Origin of the sequence: Micromonospora sp. NPDC049903 (assembly GCF_044460945.1) — a bacterium.
Taxonomy (GTDB): domain Bacteria; phylum Actinomycetota; class Actinomycetes; order Mycobacteriales; family Micromonosporaceae; genus Micromonospora.
Genome location: NZ_JBITKL010000011.1, coordinates 123,849 through 141,433 on the forward strand (window position 1 = coordinate 123,849; position 17,585 = coordinate 141,433).

22 protein-coding genes are annotated in these 17,585 nt (G+C 71.6%); 15 read left to right on the forward strand and 7 right to left on the reverse strand.

Going from position 1 to position 17,585, the window contains the following annotated elements; genetic code table 11:
• Positions 1-446: 446 nt before the first annotated feature.
• Entirely contained in the window at positions 447-857 is a 411-nt protein-coding gene (locus ACIBO1_RS18775; RefSeq protein ID WP_396748087.1) for a helix-turn-helix domain-containing protein, read from the forward strand.
• Between the two features lie 12 nt (positions 858-869).
• Here the strand turns inward: ACIBO1_RS18775 and ACIBO1_RS18780 are convergent, their stop codons facing one another.
• Positions 870-1,385 carry a phosphoesterase PA-phosphatase gene (locus tag ACIBO1_RS18780; protein ID WP_396748246.1) on the reverse strand — a complete coding sequence of 172 codons (516 nt, stop codon included), beginning with the start codon at positions 1,383-1,385 and terminating at the stop codon, positions 870-872.
• A gap of 314 nt (positions 1,386-1,699) precedes the next feature.
• Here ACIBO1_RS18780 and ACIBO1_RS18785 point away from each other — a divergent pair, with 314 nt between their 5' ends.
• The 5 genes from ACIBO1_RS18785 to ACIBO1_RS18805 all read left to right on the forward strand — a co-directional run bounded on the left by ACIBO1_RS18785 (position 1,700) and on the right by ACIBO1_RS18805 (position 6,071).
• The gene (locus tag ACIBO1_RS18785; RefSeq protein ID WP_396748089.1) at positions 1,700-2,212 is read left to right on the forward strand and encodes an ImmA/IrrE family metallo-endopeptidase; all 513 of its coding nucleotides are present in this window, start codon (positions 1,700-1,702) and stop codon (positions 2,210-2,212) included.
• A gap of 12 nt (positions 2,213-2,224) precedes the next feature.
• Positions 2,225-3,445 carry an MAB_1171c family putative transporter gene (locus ACIBO1_RS18790; RefSeq protein ID WP_396748091.1) on the forward strand — a complete coding sequence of 407 codons (1,221 nt, stop codon included), beginning with the start codon at positions 2,225-2,227 and terminating at the stop codon, positions 3,443-3,445.
• 96 nt (positions 3,446-3,541) lie between these two features.
• A complete protein-coding gene (locus tag ACIBO1_RS18795; RefSeq protein ID WP_396748093.1) occupies positions 3,542-4,663 on the forward strand; it encodes an AbfB domain-containing protein in 1,122 nt (373 codons plus the stop codon).
• Between the two features lie 527 nt (positions 4,664-5,190).
• A complete protein-coding gene (locus ACIBO1_RS18800; RefSeq protein ID WP_396748094.1) occupies positions 5,191-5,805 on the forward strand; it encodes a superoxide dismutase in 615 nt (204 codons plus the stop codon).
• A gap of 5 nt (positions 5,806-5,810) precedes the next feature.
• Entirely contained in the window at positions 5,811-6,071 is a 261-nt protein-coding gene (locus tag ACIBO1_RS18805; protein ID WP_396748096.1) for a superoxide dismutase, read from the forward strand.
• Between the two features lie 107 nt (positions 6,072-6,178).
• Here the strand turns inward: ACIBO1_RS18805 and ACIBO1_RS18810 are convergent, their stop codons facing one another.
• Together ACIBO1_RS18810 and ACIBO1_RS18815 are read right to left on the reverse strand one after the other, a co-directional pair.
• The gene (locus tag ACIBO1_RS18810) at positions 6,179-7,702 is read right to left on the reverse strand and encodes a non-reducing end alpha-L-arabinofuranosidase family hydrolase (protein WP_396748098.1); all 1,524 of its coding nucleotides are present in this window, start codon (positions 7,700-7,702) and stop codon (positions 6,179-6,181) included.
• Between the two features lie 353 nt (positions 7,703-8,055).
• On the reverse strand, positions 8,056-8,649 hold the full coding sequence (locus tag ACIBO1_RS18815) for a hypothetical protein (RefSeq protein ID WP_396748099.1): 594 nt from the start codon (positions 8,647-8,649) through the stop codon (positions 8,056-8,058).
• Between the two features lie 195 nt (positions 8,650-8,844).
• Between ACIBO1_RS18815 and ACIBO1_RS18820 the strand changes: the two genes are divergently transcribed.
• The 4 genes from ACIBO1_RS18820 to ACIBO1_RS18835 all read left to right on the forward strand — a co-directional run bounded on the left by ACIBO1_RS18820 (position 8,845) and on the right by ACIBO1_RS18835 (position 11,947).
• Positions 8,845-9,252, forward strand: coding sequence for a transcriptional repressor (locus ACIBO1_RS18820; RefSeq protein ID WP_350699876.1), 408 nt, complete (start codon positions 8,845-8,847; stop codon positions 9,250-9,252).
• Between the two features lie 143 nt (positions 9,253-9,395).
• Entirely contained in the window at positions 9,396-9,788 is a 393-nt protein-coding gene (locus tag ACIBO1_RS18825) for an SCO5389 family protein (RefSeq protein ID WP_350699877.1), read from the forward strand.
• Positions 9,778-10,842 (forward strand): LLM class flavin-dependent oxidoreductase, encoded by a 1,065-nt coding sequence (locus ACIBO1_RS18830; RefSeq protein WP_396748101.1) that lies wholly within the window; start codon positions 9,778-9,780, stop codon positions 10,840-10,842. Before ACIBO1_RS18825 ends, ACIBO1_RS18830 begins: the two co-directional genes overlap by 11 nt.
• 148 nt (positions 10,843-10,990) lie before the next feature.
• On the forward strand, positions 10,991-11,947 hold the full coding sequence (locus ACIBO1_RS18835; protein WP_396748103.1) for an ATP-binding protein: 957 nt from the start codon (positions 10,991-10,993) through the stop codon (positions 11,945-11,947).
• Between the two features lie 125 nt (positions 11,948-12,072).
• On the opposite strand, the gene ACIBO1_RS18840 is transcribed toward ACIBO1_RS18835, so the two are convergent.
• Both ACIBO1_RS18840 and ACIBO1_RS18845 read right to left on the reverse strand, forming a co-directional pair.
• Positions 12,073-12,324, reverse strand: coding sequence for a type B 50S ribosomal protein L31 (locus ACIBO1_RS18840; RefSeq protein ID WP_396748105.1), 252 nt, complete (start codon positions 12,322-12,324; stop codon positions 12,073-12,075).
• On the reverse strand, positions 12,321-13,595 hold the full coding sequence (locus ACIBO1_RS18845; protein ID WP_396748107.1) for a CobW family GTP-binding protein: 1,275 nt from the start codon (positions 13,593-13,595) through the stop codon (positions 12,321-12,323). Before ACIBO1_RS18845 ends, ACIBO1_RS18840 begins: the two co-directional genes overlap by 4 nt.
• Before the next feature lie 146 nt (positions 13,596-13,741).
• Here ACIBO1_RS18845 and rpmB point away from each other — a divergent pair, with 146 nt between their 5' ends.
• The 4 genes from rpmB to ACIBO1_RS18865 all read left to right on the forward strand — a co-directional run bounded on the left by rpmB (position 13,742) and on the right by ACIBO1_RS18865 (position 15,246).
• Positions 13,742-13,978 (forward strand): 50S ribosomal protein L28, encoded by a 237-nt coding sequence (gene rpmB / locus ACIBO1_RS18850; RefSeq protein ID WP_396748109.1) that lies wholly within the window; start codon positions 13,742-13,744, stop codon positions 13,976-13,978.
• On the forward strand, positions 13,978-14,145 hold the full coding sequence (gene rpmG, locus ACIBO1_RS18855; RefSeq protein ID WP_095565727.1) for a 50S ribosomal protein L33: 168 nt from the start codon (positions 13,978-13,980) through the stop codon (positions 14,143-14,145). Before rpmB ends, rpmG begins: the two co-directional genes overlap by 1 nt.
• Positions 14,145-14,450 (forward strand): 30S ribosomal protein S14, encoded by a 306-nt coding sequence (gene rpsN, locus ACIBO1_RS18860; RefSeq protein WP_396748111.1) that lies wholly within the window; start codon positions 14,145-14,147, stop codon positions 14,448-14,450. Before rpmG ends, rpsN begins: the two co-directional genes overlap by 1 nt.
• 121 nt (positions 14,451-14,571) lie before the next feature.
• Positions 14,572-15,246 carry a DUF6891 domain-containing protein gene (locus ACIBO1_RS18865; protein WP_396748113.1) on the forward strand — a complete coding sequence of 225 codons (675 nt, stop codon included), beginning with the start codon at positions 14,572-14,574 and terminating at the stop codon, positions 15,244-15,246.
• A gap of 98 nt (positions 15,247-15,344) precedes the next feature.
• Here ACIBO1_RS18865 and ACIBO1_RS18870 read toward each other — a convergent pair whose 3' ends face one another.
• Together ACIBO1_RS18870 and ACIBO1_RS18875 are read right to left on the reverse strand one after the other, a co-directional pair.
• Positions 15,345-16,211, reverse strand: coding sequence for an amidohydrolase family protein (locus ACIBO1_RS18870; protein ID WP_396748115.1), 867 nt, complete (start codon positions 16,209-16,211; stop codon positions 15,345-15,347).
• A gap of 56 nt (positions 16,212-16,267) precedes the next feature.
• On the reverse strand, positions 16,268-16,507 hold the full coding sequence (locus ACIBO1_RS18875; protein ID WP_396748250.1) for a hypothetical protein: 240 nt from the start codon (positions 16,505-16,507) through the stop codon (positions 16,268-16,270).
• On the opposite strand from ACIBO1_RS18875, the gene ACIBO1_RS18880 reads away from it, so the two are divergent.
• Complete coding sequence (locus ACIBO1_RS18880; RefSeq protein WP_396748248.1) at positions 16,394-17,569, forward strand: M20 family metallopeptidase; 1,176 nt, start codon at positions 16,394-16,396, stop codon at positions 17,567-17,569. The two genes, ACIBO1_RS18875 and ACIBO1_RS18880, sit on opposite strands and share 114 nt — an antisense overlap.
• Positions 17,570-17,585: the final 16 nt, after the last annotated feature.

Below are 17,585 nucleotides of genomic sequence, written 5' to 3' on the forward strand. Positions count from 1 at the left end.
GATGGGGGTGGGGGGGGGGGGCCCCGGGGGGGGTGGGTGGCTGTCCGCGAACAGCCTTGGTGGCGCCACCACCCCGCGTCGTGGCCCGGGACGTGCCCCGCCCCGGGCCACCGGCGCCAGGGGCGCGGGCGTCCCGGACACGGAGGGCGGTGAGCCCTGCTCCCGCCTGCCGGCCGCCCGAGGTGCGGCAACGCACGCCGTGACAGCCTGCGTTTCCCCGTGCCGCTTCCACCACTGACGCTCGACACCCGACACGTCGATACCGATTCGACATCTGCCGGTGGCCGTGGATGCCTTTGGGTATCGGGCGGTGTCCGCTACGGTGTCACTGCCACAATAGTTGTCGGGTGCAGCTCAGTAGAGCACAGCGTCGCGACGTTCAGCAACTATCGTGGTCGACCCCTGTCGGGTCGCGACGATCGTCGCAGGTGGATCGGAAGGTGGTCATGGCCGACGTTGGTAGCGCCGACGGGCCGACCTCGTTCGCCGCCCGGTTGCGGCACCTGTTCGAGACGCGACTCAAGCCCGGCACCGACAAGGCGTTCTCGCCGGACGAGGTGGCCAAGGCGACCGGTCTGTCCACCAGCTACGTCAACTACCTGCTCCGGGGGGAGCGCGACAACCCGTCGCGTTCGGCCATCCAGCAACTGGCCAACTTCTTCCGGGTGGAGCCGAACTACTTCTTCGACCGGGTGGCCGACGCCGAGTCCGTCGGCGATCCGGATCTGGAGACGATCACCGTGCTCGCCCGCCGGATGCCACCCGGCGCGCCCCGGGCCAGCCTGCGGGCCATCGTCGAGCAGGTCGCCGCGCTGGAGGCGCAGAGCAAGGCACGCCGGGACCGCTCCGACCCGTAGCGCGTCCCGGGGTCACCGCAGGGCGAGGAACGCCGGCGCGGCGACCAGCACACCCACGACGGTGCCGACGATCACCTGGGCGACGGTGTGATCCCGCAGCCGGACGCGCGACCAGCCGACCAGCGCGACCACCGGCGCGGTGGCGAGGAATGCGGCACCGAACACGATCACGAGCACCGCGGCGGAACCGGCGGCCACCGCGGCGTGGATGCTGAGCTTCCAGACCAGGTTCACGGCGGTCACCGCCACCCCGAGCAGGAACATCACCACGACGATCGCGGTGACCGGACGCGGCGCACCGAGACCGATCATCAGCGACAGTCCCACGAGTACGGAGAGCAGGCCGTACAGCAGGGGCGTCCGGCGTTGTTCGCGCACCCGGATGTGGTGGTCGGTCAGTCGCCCACGACGGACGTCCCACCAGATCAGGGCGTTGGGGATCGCCGAGCAGAACAGCGCGCCGACCAGCGCCCACCCGAGGCCCTCGGCGAGGGGCGACACGCTCGTCACTCCGATCACGACGGGCATGGCCGCGGCCAGCAGTGCCGGTGCGAACACCTCGGTCACCACACGCGCGGACCGCAACGCCGGTCGACCGGCCCTGACCTCCCTGGTGTCGTGCACGTCCCGCATTCTGCCTCGTCCGGTCGCAGCATCCGGGCAGGGGCGCGCGCCGCGCGGGGATCCCACGATCGACGCCGGTTGGCTATGCTGCCCCCTTGCGCCGCCACTATTGTGGCGCAGCGCGAGGCTCGATGGACCGGACGTCGGATCAGGACGAGGACGGGCGACAGGCACGGGATCGTCTCGGTGGGGGCTCGCACGGGGGAGACGCAGCGACGATGTGGCGGCAGAGACGGCAGGTCCAGAAGCTGATCCGCCAACTGGTGGTCGATCTGCCGGCTCCGCTGACGCTCTCCGGGATGATCTCCGCCTTGGCCGACGCCCGCCGCCGGGACATCCAGGTCCTCGCCATGACGATGGGTGAGCAGGCCGGGCCGTGCGGGCTGTGGGTGGCGACCGCGGAGACGGATTACGTGCTCTACAGCCGAGACTCGTCCCCGGTCCTCCAGACCCAGACGATCCTGCACGAGTTGATGCACATCGCCCTGCGGCACCGCGGGAAGGTGGTGCTGCCGCACACCGTGCCGGAGCCGGCCGGTCCGGCGGACGTCCAGGCGCTGCTGGCCCGCTCGTCGTCGACGTTCCACGACCGTCAGGAGCACGACGCCGAGCTGCTGGCCACCTACCTCGGCGCACAGATGGCCGCCGTCGGCCGGGTCGGCGGCTTCGACGATCTCGCGGACGAGACGGCGGCGGTGATGTACCGCATCGCCGCCACGCTGACCGACTAGCCGGAGGTACGCATGCTGGTGGCGGCGGGCCACGTCGCGGCGCTGGTGGTCGCCGTCGCGGCGTTCGTCGTGAAGCTGGGCGCGCTCCGACGGGACCCGTCGAACCCGAGGGTCCTGGCCAGCCTGGGGATCTGCCTGGGCTGCGGCGTCGCCGTCACCGCCGGGTGGGCCCCGGTGCACAGCGGGATCGACGGACTGTCCGGGGTGCCGAACCTGGCCAAGCCCGTCGAGCACGGGGCGGCGCTGATCACCGCCACCGCGATCCAGTTCCTCTTCCTGCATCTGGGAGATCCGCAGCGGGCGCGTCGGTCCATGCGGCGGCGATGGCTCTTCTTCGCGGTGGTGGCCACCGTGATGGTCACGATGTTCTGGGCGGCGGACTTCCCCGAGTCCGAACCGATGCACTTCGCCGAGCGCTACGGCGACATGCCGCAGGTCATCGTCTACATGCTCGCGTTCCTCGCGTACCTGGGCGTCTCCGTGGTGGACATCCTGCGCATGTCGCTGGGCTACGCGCGCTTCGCCGGTACCCGGCTGAAGGTCGTGATGCGGCTGCTGAGCGCCGGAGCGTTCTTCGGCGCCGCCTTCGTGGCGCACAAGGCGTTGTTCCTCGCGTGGAAACTGGCCGGTACCACGCCTGCCTGGTCCGAACCGCTCGCATCACAGTCGCTTGTCACGCTGTCGGTCGTCCTGATCTGTTCGAGCTTCGTGCTGTCCACGGTCTGGAAGACCGTCGACGGCCTGCGCGCATGGCCCCGCAGGAGGGCGTTGTACCGCGACCTGCATCCGCTGTGGCACCTGCTCTATCGGGCCGTCCCGAGCGTCGCGCTGCATCCGCCCCGGCGTCCGGAGCGCGACCCCTGGTGGGTGTGGGGTGTCGGGCAACGGCTGTACCGGCGGTGCGTGGAGATCGGTGACGGCCTCCAGGCGGTCGGCCCGCCGGATCCGCGAGTGGTGGCGCGGGCCCGGCGGCGCGCGGCGGAGGCCGGTGGGGACGAGGCCCGGGTGACCGCCGTCGGGGAGGCCGCCGGGATCCTGGACGCCGTCCGGCGGTACGCCCAGGGACAGGTGGCCGGCAGCACGGTGGAGCCCGGCGTGGAACCGCCGTCGGGAGACATCGCGCACGCCGACGTGGAAGCCGACGCGCGGCGTCTCGCGCCGATCTCGACCGCGCTGAACGAGCGCCTGGCCCGCGACACCGCCCCGGACAGTCGCGGTACGCGTGCGATCTAGGACTGGCGTCGACCCGTGTGGTGATGAGAGCGTATGTGCCGCAACCAGATGACTTGTCCGGGCGGGCGCGTGCGCGGGAAGCGGCAGGAGACCACCATGTCCGAGAAGGGCACCAATCAGCCACGCCTGCGTATCGGTGGCTGGATCTCTCCGCCCGACGTGGACGCCGGCTCGACAGCGAGGGCCCGATCCGGTGACGGGCTGCACTACGGGCCCGGTGAACCGCCGCGACGCAGCGCTGCGTCCCCGGCCCTGCCCCGCATCGTGGTGTCCGCCCATGCCCGGCTGACCCGTACCTCTGCCGAGGGCGGCACCGGACCCGGTCCGGTGCGTAGCGGCGACGAGCGTGCCGCCGACCTGCTCCCGCCGTTCGGAGGCCCGCACCGCCGGGACCAGGCCGGGGCCGCCGACGTCCGGCGCAAGCTGCTGCTCTGTGGGGTCGCCGTGGTCGCCGTGAGCACCATCGTCGGCGCGACGGCACTGTACGACGGGTCCGCACCCGATCCGGTACGCGGCGAGTTCGCTGCGGCGGTGCCCCGGCCGGACCAGCCCGTCGACGGACCGCCGATCGGCACGACTGCCCCCGAGGTCGACGGGCCGTCGGGAGCCCCGCCCGCGTCGCCGGGCGCCACCCCGACCACCGACGGCGGCGGTGCCAGCGTGTCCCGCCGGGCCACTGCGGCCCCCACGTCCGCGCCTCCCGTTTCCGCCGTGCCGCCGCCGGTGGCGAGTGATCCCGCGCGTCCCTCGTCGACGCCGACGGCTCCGGCCGGCACCGCCCTGACTCCGGGAGCCCGCGTCGGCCTGGAGGTGGCCGCGCTGCCGGGCCGCCGGGTTCGGCACGCCGGTTTCCAGGCCCGCGTCGACGCCGTGGACGCGGGCAGCAGCGCCAGCACGAAGGCCGATGCCGCGTTCGTCGTCCGGACCGGCCTCGCCGGGGCCTGTCTCTCCTTCGAATCGGTCAACTTTCCCGGTCACTACCTGCGACACCACGAGTTCCGGGTGTTCCTGCACCGCGCCGACGGCAGCGACCTGTTCCGTGCCGATTCGACGTTCTGCCAGGTCACCGGCATCAGCGGTACGCAGACGTCGCTGCGCTCCTACAACTACCCGAACCGGTACCTGCGCCACGACGGTCAGCGGCAGATGCAGATGTCCCCGATCGACGGTGGTGCCTCCTCGTCGTCGGCCACGTTCGTCGTCCGCCCGGCCCTGTGACCTCCCGGGTGGACCCGGCTCCGCGCCGGTAGCAGCCGCCTCCGGCATCCCGACCGCCGACAGCGCCACCCTCGCGCCTTCCCGCTGACCAGGGTGGCGGAGGTCCGTCGTGCCCGGTCGACGGGACCGGCGGATCGGAGCGGCACCCCCCGGGCCGCCCCGATCCGCCGACCGGTGACCGGCCCGGGCCGTATGACCAGGACGGTCGGTGGCACGGTGGCCGGCCGGGTGGGGCCGGGCGAACGGTGCGGGAGGCATCACGGCCGTCTCGGGTGCCGTGGCCGCCCGCCCGCGTTCTGCCGATGAGCGTGCCCGTCCGGGCGTCCCAGGCGACAGGGGCCGATGTCCCGACGGCCGGGACATCGGCCCGATGTCCGCCGTCGACGCGCAGCCCGACCCGGTCCCTGGCGATCCACCCGTCGGCATTCGAGGAACGCGAACCCGGTCCTGCTACTGCTCGGCGACGATTTATTGCAAGATAGTGGCAACAGCAAGGATCTCGCAGAAAGACGTGGAGGATCTTCCTGATGGCGGTCTACACTCTGCCCGACATGCCCTACGACTACGGCGCGCTGGAGCCGGCAATGTCGGGGCAGATCCTGGAGTTGCACCACAGCAAGCACCACGCCGCGTACGTCAAGGGGGCCAACGACGGACTGGAGCAGCTCGCCGAGGCCCGTGCCAAGGGCGACTTCGGCACGCTGGTCGGCCTGGAGAAGACGTACGCGTTCAACCTGTCGGGACACGTCCTGCACACGATCTTCTGGGGCAACCTGTCGCCGGACGGCGGTGACCGCCCCGACGGTGAGCTGGCGGCGGCGATCGACGAGCACTTCGGCTCGTTCGAGGCGTTCGCCGGCCAGTTGTCAGCGGCGACCAAGAGTGTCCAGGGCTCCGGCTGGGGCGTACTGGCCTGGGAGCCGCTCGGGCAGCGGCTGATCGTGGAGCAGGTCTACGACCACCACGGCAACGTCGGACAGGGCACCACGCCACTGCTGGTCTTCGACGCCTGGGAGCACGCCTACTACCTGCAGTACCGCAACGTGCGGCCGGACTACGTGGACCGGCTGTGGAACCTGGTGAACTGGTCGGACGTGGTCGCCCGGTTCGACGCCGCCCGCGCCGCGACGCCGAAGATCTGAGCGGCGTGACCGGCCATACCCCGGCCGCGGCGGAACTGGTGCAACGCGCCGCCGGGGTGATCGCCGCCAAACACCGTGGTGACCTCGCCGGTGCCGAGGAACTACTCGCCGCCTTCGACTCCGAGCAGGCCAGGACGCTCGGCTTCTATCTGCTGGCCGACCTCGGTCTCGGACTGCTGCGGACGCAGAACGGCCAATCCCTCGACGACCTCGTCCGGGAACTGTCGCTGCTCGTCGCCGCTACCGCCGGACGGCCCGAGACCTGACCGGCGGAAACGCCACCGGCGGCCCTGTCCCACGGGTACGGGACAGGGCCGCCGGGGTGCTCACCACGGCGGGCCCACTGCGGGCCCGTCGGGTGCGTGGTGGTGGGTCAGCGTTGCAGGGTGAGCAGTCCGGGGCGGTAGGGCAGGAGGCCGTAGTCGCCGCCGGAGTTGGGGGAGCGGCCCTGGTAGAGGAACTGGAGGTTGCAGGCGTTCACGGTCATGGTCTGGTCGGCGTTGGTGCGGATGAGTTCGCCGTGGCTGATGTCGTTGGTCCAGGTGGCGCCGCTGTTGGCCTTACCGGCGAAGGGGTTGCTCTCGGTGGCCGCCTGGGGGGTCCAGGTGCCGCCGAGGCTGGTGGCGGTGAAGGAGCGGAAGTAGCGTCCCTGGGAGCCGATGGCCTCGACGAGCATGAGGTAGCGGTTCTCGCCTTCGAGCTTGTAGACCTGCACGCCTTCGAACAGGTTGTTGGTGGTGTCGGTCATGATCGTGGTGTAGTTGGAGCCGAAGCTGCCGGGGAAGTTCCCGATGGGCATGCTGGCCCGGTAGATGCGGCCGTTGTCGCCGGCGAAGAAGAGGTACATGTTCTGGCTGTCGCCGATGAGTGCCTGGTCGATCGGCCCGGTCCCGGAGTTGGAGATGGATCCGGTGAACAGGGTCTGCGCCGGTCCCCAGCTGTTCACGTTGGTGGGGTTGGTGGACGTGCGGTAGGAGAACGCGGGGCCGCCCCACTGGTAGGCCAGGACCCAGACGTTGCGGGGTGCGAAGTAGAACAGTGACGGGGCGACGGCGGAGAACGGCATGGCGTTCTGGCTGGCCGAGCCCATCTGGTTCCAGTTGGAGAACAGGCCGAAGTTCATCGACCCCCAACTGGTGCCGGTGTCGTGCGTGGTGGCGTAGACGAGCTGCTGACCGTTGTACGGGGCGTGGGTGAAGTCCTTCAACGACACCCACCCCGACCGCGGCTGCGCCAACGCACCGGTCGAGGACCACCGGTACGACGACGGCAGACCACACGTACCCGACGGTGGCGGCGTGGTGGGCGTGGTTCCGCCGTCGACGCGGACGAGCTGCCACTGCTGGTTGGCGCCGCCCCAGTCGTCGTACTGCACGATGTTGCCGCCGTCGGCGGTCGAGGCGCCCTGCACCTCCACCGCCTTGTTGCTGTTGCGGTTGATCAGACGGACGTGCCCGCCGTCGGAGTCGGCCAACCGGAACTGCTGGTTGGTGCCGTTGCCGTCGGTCCACTGCACGATGTTCCCGCCGTTGGCGGTGGAGAAGTTGTAGACGTCCAGCACCTTGCCCGAGTGCCGGGACTTCAACCGGTAGTAGCCGCCGCCGGAGTCGACGAACTGCCACTGCTGCTGGTTGCCGTTGTTCCGGGTCCACTGGGTGATCCGCGCACCGTCGCTCGTGGCCAGGTTGTACACGTCCAGGGCCTTGCCGCTGTTGCGGTTCACCAACACGTACCACGCGTTGGTGTCGACCGTGGCCGCAGCGGCGGGCGTCGCCAGCACCGCAGCAGCGGCACCACTGACCATCACCGCTGCCACGCCGGCAGCGATGACCCGCGGCAACCACCGACGCCGCCGCGACGGCGGTGCGATCGATGGAGATCTACCGAAGGCAGACATGATCCTCCTTCAATGACCAACAGATGAACGGTCCGCCCGGAGTCGGGCGCACCGTGACGCACAGGTCGAACGCGATCGCGGTATGGCAGCGCTAACATGATCGCCGCTGTCCCTGGGCGCGCCCGATCCCAGATCCGGCGTAGCGGGCTCGCCCGGTAAGCCGCAGGCGCCGTCCTTAGGCATCGACTGTGAGCGATAACATGCCGTTCGTCAAGTCGTAACGTTCCCGACCCGGAAACCCGCGCCGGAGCTGCCGTGCCGACGATCAGCGGTGGACGGGCGCGCCGCGCGGGTCGACGGGATGAGCCTCCGGCGTTCCCGTCATCACGATCTCGGAGAGTCGACCCGCCGTGTCAGCTGTCGAACCAGACGACGAGTCGTACGTGGTCGTCGCCGTGTCGTTCGGCGAGCCCCCGCATGCCGGCCAGCAGCGCGCGCAGCTGCGGGTTGCGGCGCAGCACGTCGCCGGTGCGCAGGCGTTCCACCCGCCAGACCCGGTCGGAGGTGCGCCACTGGGTGCCCTCGGGGTAGCTGCTGCCGCGCGGGTCGGCGTGTTCGCCGGCCACCGCGTGCCAGGCGCGCCCGTGATGGCTCGCCTTGCCGACCAGGACCTCTCCGGCGCTCGTCGGCCGGTACTCGTGAATCCGGTCGTCCACCCGGGGCGCACTCGCCGTCCAGTCGATCCGGGCCACCTCTGCCCACGTCACCCATGTGCAATCGTGGACCGGCTCGACGGTGCGGAGTCGACGCAACTCCGGGCTGGCGTCCTCCGGCAGGCCGCGGCCGGGTGCGACCGGCGTGAAGCCGGCGTAGTTGCGTACCCCGAACAGCAGGCCGAAGGCGTCGTAGTCACGAGGTAGGTCGTCGGTGAGCACATCGGCCAACGACCATGGCGAACCCGCGCCTCCCGGCCGGACCTCGACGCCGCCGTCGATGTCGGTGCCCACCGTCTGCTCGCCTCCTGCGCACACGCCCGCCTCGGTGGCGGACACCGCCGCGACGCGCAGTGGCCGGAGGTCGGCACAACGGTGGCTATCATAATGGCCCGGCGGCGAGCCGATGTGCCTCGCGTCGCCGACACGGCCGCGGGTGGGCCGCGAGGGTGCCACGCCGGCCCGAGGCCCGGACGAAGGGGAGTGGCGATGGCGATCAAATCGATTCCGGGCGCTGCCCGCAACACCAGGCAACGGGCCGAGGTCGTCGGGCTGCTCGACGAGTTGACCGAGTTCCGCAGCGCCCAGGGCTTGCACGCCCAGTTGCGGGACCAGAAGGCGTCGGTCGGCCTGACCACCGTCTATCGCACTCTCCAGGCGTTGGTGGACGCGGGCGAGGTCGACACGGTGCGCCTGCCCTCCGGTGAGCAGTTGTACCGCCGGTGCAGCCGGACCCACCACCACCACCTCGTCTGTCGCGAATGCGGTCGCACGGTGGAGGTCGTCGGCCCGGCGGTGGAGGAGTGGGCCGAAGGTGTGGCGGCCCAGCACGGGTTCACCGACCTCAACCACACGCTCGAGATCGTGGGTGTCTGCGCCGACTGCGCGGCCCGGTAGCGCGGATCCTCTCCGGGGGCTGACCGAGGTGGCTCGCCGGACTCCATGGTGGCTTTCCGTGTTCGGGCATTGACGGGCGGTCACCGGCATGGTGTGCTCACTCTAACGAAAGCGAAAACCGTGATCGTTAACTGAGGAGGAGCATGTCTCTCACCGTGCCGCCCGACCTGTTGCGGGCCGCCGAGTCCGGTCCCGTCGGAGACGAGGAGTTCGTGGCCTGCGTACGGGAGTCGTTGCCGTACGCCTGGCAGACCGTCAGCCGGGTGGCGGCGGACCTGGCCACCTCCGGCGAGGAGTTCGCCGACAACGTGCTCCCGCCGCCCAGCGAGGCGGAGCGGGGGCAGTTGCTGCGGGCGCTGGCCAGCGACGCCATCCGGTCCAGCCTGGAGCGTCACTTCGGCGTCAAGCTGGCCTTCCAGAACTGCCACCGGGTCGCGGCCTTCCGGCCGTCGGCGGTCGACTCGGACACCTACCGCCGGTTCGTCTCCACCCGGGGCCAGTTGCTCAACCAGTCGCCCGAGCTGCGTGACTGCTGAGTTCCTCCGCACCCGGCGAGCGGAACGGGGCGTACACGCGCACCTGTTCCTGCTCGCCGGGCAGCGGCCCGGTGACACCCATGCCGAGGCGCTCGCCGACGCCCACCGGTACGGCCGCGCGGCGGAGGCCACCGGCTTCGACGGAGTGTGGATGGCCGAGCACCACTTCATCCCCTACGGCGTCTGTCCCTCTGCGGTCGCCTTCGCCGCGCATCTGCTCGGCGCCACCCGGCGCATCGCGGTCGGCACCGCCGCCTGCGTGCTGTCCAACCGGCATCCGGTGGCGCTCGGGGAGGAGGCGGTGCTGCTGCACGAGCTCTCCGGCGGCCGGTTCCGGCTGGGGGTGGGCCGGGGCGGTCCCTGGGTCGACCTGGAGGTCTTCGGCACCGGCCTGGACCGGTTCCGGCACGGCTTCGGCGACTCGGTGGAGCTGCTGCTGCGGTGGCTGTCCGGGGAGCCGACCGTGGCCGGCAACGCGCGCTTCCCGTTCCGGCCCGTGCCGGTGGTGCCGCGACCTCGCAGCCCGGTGCCGCTCTGGGTGGCCGCGACCACCCCGGGCACGGTCGACCTCGCCGCCCGGTACGGCCTTCCGCTCCTGCTCGGCCTGCACGCCGACCTGGCCGAGAAGGCGGAACTGGTGGCCCGCCACGCGCGGGTGGCCACCGCGCACGGGCACGATCCCGCCGGCATCCACCACGCCAGCGCCCATCTCGCCCAGGTGGCGGCGACCGACGACGCGGCGGCGCGGGCCGTACGCGCCGGTCTCCCCGCGCTGCTGGCCGGCACCCGGGAGTACGTCCGCCTGGACGGTGCGGCGGGTGGGCGTCGTGACCCGGAGCGCTATGTGGACCATCTGATCGACATCCACCCGGTCGGCTCGCCCCGTCGCTGCCGGGAGATGGTGGCCCGGGCGGCAGCCCTGCCGGGCGTACGGCATCTGCTGTTCATGGTGGAGGCCGCCGGTGGCCGGGACGCCACGCTCGACACCATCCACCGGCTCGCCGTGGACGTCCTCGACCTGCCCGCCGCGCAGACCGAGCCGGAGGCGGCGTGAGCTGCCGGTGGTAGCGCCCCGTGACCGAGCCGGCCATTCGCTGACCTGTTTCTGACGCAATCAGCGGGTTATCCGCGGTGAGTGCCGCACCACCCGTTACCATCGCGCTCATGGAAACGGTTTCCGTTGGCATCAAGGGGTGGTCGCGGTGAAGGTAGCGTTCGTCGGCAAGGGCGGCAGTGGGAAGACGACGCTCACCGCGCTCTACGCCCGCCACCTCGCCGCCACCGGCCGGCCGGTGCTGGCGATCGACGCCGACATCAACCAGCACCTCGCGGTCGCCCTCGGCGGGCCGGAGCACGCCGCCACGCCGGTGCCGCTCGGTGCGCACCTGCCGGCGATCAAGGAGTACCTGCGGGGCGACAACCCCCGCATCGGCTCCGCCGCCGAGATGGTGAAGACCACCCCGCCGGGTCGAGGGTCGCGTCTGCTCCGGGTGGACGAGGAGAACCCGATCTACGCGACCTGCGTGACGCCCGTCGGCGCGGTGCGGCTGGCGGTGACCGGCGAGTTCACCGCCGAGGACCTGGGGGTGGCCTGCTACCACTCCAAGGTCGGTGCGGTGGAACTGCTGCTCAACCACATGCTCGACGGCCCCGGCGAGTACGTGGTGGTGGACATGACCGCCGGTGCCGACTCGTTCGCCTCGGGGCTGTTCACCCGCTTCGACCGCACCGTGCTGGTCTGTGAGCCGACCGTACGCGGGGTCGGTGTCTACCAGCAGTACGCCGGCTACGCGCGGGACTACGGGGTGGCCCTGTCCGTGATCGGCAACAAGGTCGAGGACGCAGCCGACGTGGAGTTCCTCCGCGAGCACGTCGGCGACGACCTGCTGACCTGGGTGGGACGCTCGGCGTACGTGCGCCGGGCCGAACGTGGCGTCCTCGGACCGCTGGACGAGGTGGAGGCGGAGAACCGGGCCGCGCTGGGCCGGCTGGCCGAGGTCGTCGACGCCACCGTCCAGGACCGGGCGACGTTCACCCGCTGGGCCCACGAGTTCCACCGGCGCAATGCGGTGGCCTGGGCCAACGACCGTACCGGCGTGGACCTCACCACGCAGATCGACCCGGACTTCCAGATGGGCCCCGCGACGGTCCCCGCCTGAGCGCGCGGCAGCGGACCCGGCCGGGCTCGACGGGTCCGGCCGTACCCGGGTCCGGACGCGGTCCGCGCGAGCACTGCCACCCGGGCAATGCTCGCGCGGACCGGTGACGGCCGGTCAGGCGTCGGTCATCGGGCGTGCCGGGCGTACTTGGCGCGGAACTTCTCCACCCGACCCTCGGTGTCGACCAGGCGCTGTCGGCCGGTCCAGAACGGGTGGCTGGCCGACGAGATCTGCACGTCCAGGACGGGGTAGGTGTTGCCGTCGGTCCACTCGACGGTCTGGTCGCTGGTGGCGGTGGACCGGGTGAGGAAGGCGAAGTCGGCGGCCCGGTCGCGGTAGACCACGGGCCGGTAGGCGGGGTGGATGTCGCGCTTCATGCGGGTTCTCCTCGGTACGGATCGGTGATCGGGAAACATCCGGCGAACGGGTCGGGGTAACCGCGCCAGACGTCCTCGCCGTCGGCGAGTTCGGCGTCGGTGAGCAGGCATTCGGTGAGGGTGTGCCGCAGCACGCTCGGGTCGAGGTCCAGACCGACGAAGACCAGGTGCTGATTGCGGTCGCCGTAGTAGGGATCCCAGTCGAGGGCGGCGGCGAGCCTGCGATGGTCGGAGACCTCGTCCCAGTGCGCGTCCGGCAGGCAGGTCAGCCAGCGCCCGAACGAGCCGAGGCCGAGTCCGCCGCCGGCGAAGTCCCAGGCGATGACCGTCTCGGGCTGGCTGGCCAGCCAGAGGTGCCCCCGGGAGCGGATCACGTCGGCGTTGACCTCCTCCAGCACCGCGTGCAGGCGCTCGGCGTGGAACGGCCGGCGGGCCCGGAACACGACCGAGACGATCCCCTGGTCGGGGTGGGGTTCGTGGACACCGAGCAGGTGCCCTTCCAGGCCACGGACCAGCACGCCAGGAGTCTCCGGTCGGTGCCGGTCGGTCCGGCGCAGCCGCCGGGCCAGGGCGTGCGCGTCGACCAGGTCGTCGTCGACGCGGATCTGGATCGCCCACGGCGCGATGCGTGCCAGCAGCGTCGCGAGGCGGTACGTGTCGTAGCCGCCGTCGGGAGAGTGTCCCCACAGGACGTGGGTGTCGGCGTACTCGATCTGCCGGACGACGACGTCGGCGAGTGCCCGGTCGTCGTCGGCGGCGGCGTGGATGTCCAGGGTCTTCAGGTCGTCGGTGCTGGCCAGGCCGTCGAGCAGGTGTTCGGCGTCGACGACGGTGACGTAGGAGTCGACGTGCAGCAGGTCGGTCAGCGGCGTGCCGTCGACGAGGCAGTGGGCGCAGGCGGCGGCGACCGCCTCCGGCTCGACCACCTCCGGCAGCATCAACACCAGGTCCCGGTGCGGATGGGTGCCGGCCAGCCGGGCGAGGGTGGGCAGGACATCGTCCCGCAGCGTGCAGGAGACGCAGCCGTGGGCCAGCGTGATCCGCTCGTCCTCCAGCATCCCCGAGCGGTCGCGGACCACCCGGTGCACGACACCGGCCCGTACGTCGCCCAGGTCGTGCCGGACCAGCAGTAGCGCCGGGTCCGCAGTGAGCAGGGTGCGGGCGACGGCGTAGGTCGCGGCCGGCCAGAAGCCACTGAGCACGGTCAGCGAGGGTGGTCCGGCTCGCTGGACGGCGGCCGGGCCGGTCGACGCGACGGATGACGTGGACATCACAGGCCTCTCGACGTAGTTGAAAACGGTTGTCATTATAGGCACGTGATCGTTCCCGAGACGAAGCCCGTCGCGCCGCCTTCTCGGCGTGGACCCCGGACGTGTCGGGGGCGGTCCTGTCGTTCCCATCTGTGAAGGAGCAGGCCATGTCGCGACGCTGCGACGTCACCGGGGCGGAGCCGAGCTTCGGCAACGCCGTGTCCCACTCCCATCGGCGGACCCGCCGCCGGTGGAACCCGAATCTGCAGAACCACCGATTCTGGCTGCCCTCGGAGCGCCGCTGGATCCGGCTGACGCTGACCGCCAGGGCGCTGCGGACCGTGGACCGCGACGGCATCGAGAACGTCGTCGCGCGACTGCGCGGCAAGGGGGTGACGGTCTGATGGCCCGGCAGACCGACGTCCGGCCGATCGTCCGGCTGCGCAGCACGGCCGGCACCGGCTACACCTACGTGACCAGGAAGAACCGCCGCAACGACCCCGACCGCCTGGTGCTGCGCAAGTACGACCCGATCGTGCGCCGGCACGTCGAGTTCCGCGAGGCACGCTGATGGCCCGCACCGCCCTGGTCGGTCGCCAGGAACGCCGGGTGGAACTCGTGGCCCGGTACGCCGGGCACCGCGCCGCCCTCAAACGGGCCATCGCACACCCGGGGGCCGACCCGGCCGACCGGGACGACGCGGTACGCCGACTCGCCCGGCTGCCCCGCGACTCCAGCCCGGTCCGGCTGCGCAACCGCGACATGATCGACGGTCGCCCCCGAGGTGTTCTCGCCCGGTTCGGGCTCTCCCGGGTCCGGTTCCGCGAGATGGCCCTGCGCGGCGAGTTGCCCGGCGTCCGCAAGGCGTCCCGCTGAGACGCGACACCGAGGGGCCCAGTGCCGCCACCGGCGGGTGAACCCCGATTGTCCCGCCCGGCGTTTGGTGCCGACGTCGGGCGGGCGCGGGTTGTCGGAGGGGCGTGTGACGATCCTCGCCGTGACCGAATGGATCTACAACGAGCGTCCGGCGGGCGTACGGTTCCTGACCGAGCGGATCGGGGCGCCGGGGCGCGACGAGATCGAGGCCGAGATCTGGGCCTGGATCGTGCGCGGTGACACCGACGCCGACGAGTTCGTGGACTTCTTCGACCAGGACGGGCAGCGTCACGGCACCACCGACGAGGAGTTACGCGCGGCGTACGAGACGGCGCTGGCGGCGCGGCGGGAGCAGCAACGCGGCTGGGGCGAGGTGAGCGGCAACCTCACCCGCGCCTTCGCCGAACTCAACCGGCGCGGAGTGGTGGCCAGGGAGAACTTCAGCTGCTGCGGCACCTGCGCGGCGGGCGAGATCCACGACGAGCGGGACGACTCCCGGCACTGGCACGGCTACCTCTGGTATCACCAGCAGGACACCGAGTCGCTTGTCGACAGCGAGGACGGCCAGGTCTGGCTTGGCTACGGCGCCTATCCGCCGGTGGACTTCGACGAGGCCGCCTACGCCGCCCTCTCCGAGGCCGAGCAGCAGGCCGGCTACCAGGCCGACCTGGAGCGCCTCCTGGACGACCTCGTCTTCCCGGTGCTGCGCGAGCATGGCCTGCGGGTGGAGTGGAACCGCAAGCAGTCCCAGCGGATCCGCGTCACCGGCGCCCAGTGGTACGCGTCGGTGCTCTGACCCGACACCTCCCGGCGGCCCCGGTGGGGCGCGCCGGGAGGCATTGGTCGATCTGCCGCCTGGCCCGCCTGCCGGAGTTCGCCGCCGGGGCCACGGTCTCAGGACGGCTCGGTCGCTGACGCGTCGCCTCCCGGAGAGGCCGCCCGGTCGAGGATGCGGCGCAGGTTGGCGCCGAAGACGCCCGCCCGCTCGGTGGGGGAGAGGTCGTCCAGCCCGACGGGCTCCAGCGTCTGCGCGAACGACACGTGGTCCAGGCTGGGCGGGAAGTCCGAGCCCCAGTACAGTCGCCGGCTGCCGAAACGCTCCAGGAGCAACTCGACGTGGGGCCGGGCCGCCGCGTGCGGCCAGGCGTGCGGCGGCTCGCTGACCGCGTACAGGCCGGAGACCTTCACCCCGACGTGCGGCAGCCGGGCGAGGTCGAGCAGCGGTGCGAGGGCCTCGGCGGTCTGTTGCGGGGTCGGCGGCACGGGTCGGCTGCCGGGCAGCCCGAGGTGGCTGAACAACACCGGGCACCCGTCGAGGGCGGCGAGCGCGGGGCCGAGTCGCAGGGTGGCGGCCGGGGTCGCGTTGAGGCTGAGCACCGCACCGGCCCTGGCGAGGTCGGTGGCACAGCCGGTCACCCAGTCGGCGAAGCGGTCGGCGGCCTCGGCGTCCGCCAGGTAGGCGGCCAATCCGACGAAGCCCGCCGCCCACCAGCGCGTCAACTGCCCGTCCGCCGGTCCACCTGGTGGAACGTAGGCGACCGGCGCGATCCAGGGATGCCGGGCGGCCAGCCCCGCCAGGTAGTCGTTGTTCCCGGCGAAGCGCGGCTCGCCCTCGTACCCGACCACGAGGGCCCGATCGATGCCGTGCACACGGCGGATGTCCTGATATACGGCGATCTCCTGGCCGCCCGCCGGGGAGCGTCCGTACCGGCCCGGGTAGCCGTCGGCGAACAGGTGCAGATGGGCGTCAGCGCGGTCCATGGTCACGGACGATAACCCAAATTCTGGCCGGTTATTGACGCGGCCACCCCCCTGACTTAAGTTCTTGTCTCAATTAGGTCCGGATTGCAGGTCGTGAGCGAGGGGTGGGCCGAGTGGCGCGGGGACACGACGGGGTTGATGAGCTGGTACGGCTGAGGCGTCAGCTCCATCGCCACCCCGAGCTGCGGTTTACTGAACACCGCACGGCCGGGACGTTGGCCGAGAAGCTTCAGCCGTTCGGGCGGTTGCGGACCGGTATCGCCGGTACCGGGCTGCTCCTCGAACTCGATGGTCACCTCCCGGGACCGTCGGTCCTTCTTCGGGCCGATATGGATGCCTATCCCGTGCAGGACGCCAAGACCGAGCCGTACGCGTCCACGACGGCCGGGGTCTGTCACGCCTGCGGACACGACGTGCACATGACCGTCGCCTACGGCACCGCCGCCCGGCTCGCCGCCGATCCGCCGGCCCGGGGCTCGGTGACCGTGCTGTTCCAACCGGCCGAGGAGATCCCGTTCGGCGAGACCTCCGGAGCCGCCGCCGTCCTCGTCGACGAGGCACTGCGCGGCCGGCGCTTCGACGCCGTACTCGGACTGCACTGCTGGCCCGACCTGCCGGTCGGCACACTCGGCGTGGACCGCACCACCGCCATGGCGGCCAAGGACGCGTTCCGCGTTGAGGTTCTCGGCCGGGCCGCGCACGCCGCCACCCCGGCGTTGGGCCGCGACGCCATCCTCGGGCTCAGCGGCATGGTGAACATGCTGCACGCCGCCGTGGCCCGGTCGCGCAACGCCGACGAACTGGTGGCCTTCAACATCGGCACCATCTCCGGCGGTGCCAGCCAGAGCCAGGTCGCCGGCTACGCGGAGGCCACCGGCACCCTGCGCACCCTCGACGAGGGCGTCCGCGACCGGCTCAAGACGGTCATCGAGCGGGTCGCCCGCCAGCAGGCCGCCGCGCTCGACCTCGGCGTCCGCTTCACCTGGGCCAACGAGATGCCGCCGGTGCGCAACGCGGCCGAACTCGTCGCGCTCGCCCACACCGAGCTGCCCGGCCTGATGCAGGTGACGGACCTCGCGGTGCCGCCGCTGACCACCGATGACTTCGCGCTGCTCGGCGCGCTCGGCCCCAGCCTGTACGTCAAACTCGGCGTCACCGGCGAGCGCGGGGGCGCGCCCCTGCACTCCGGCTCGTTCGACGTCGACGAGCGGTGCCTCGACGTCGGCGTGACCGCCTTCGAACGGCTCACCCGAGCGGTGCTGGACGGCCGACTCACCGCAGGCCCGAACGGCAGCGCCGCGGCGAGCGTACCGGCGCCCGCCGGGCCGGACGCGACCGTCGCGGCGGTGACGGCATGAACCGCGTCGTCAGGTG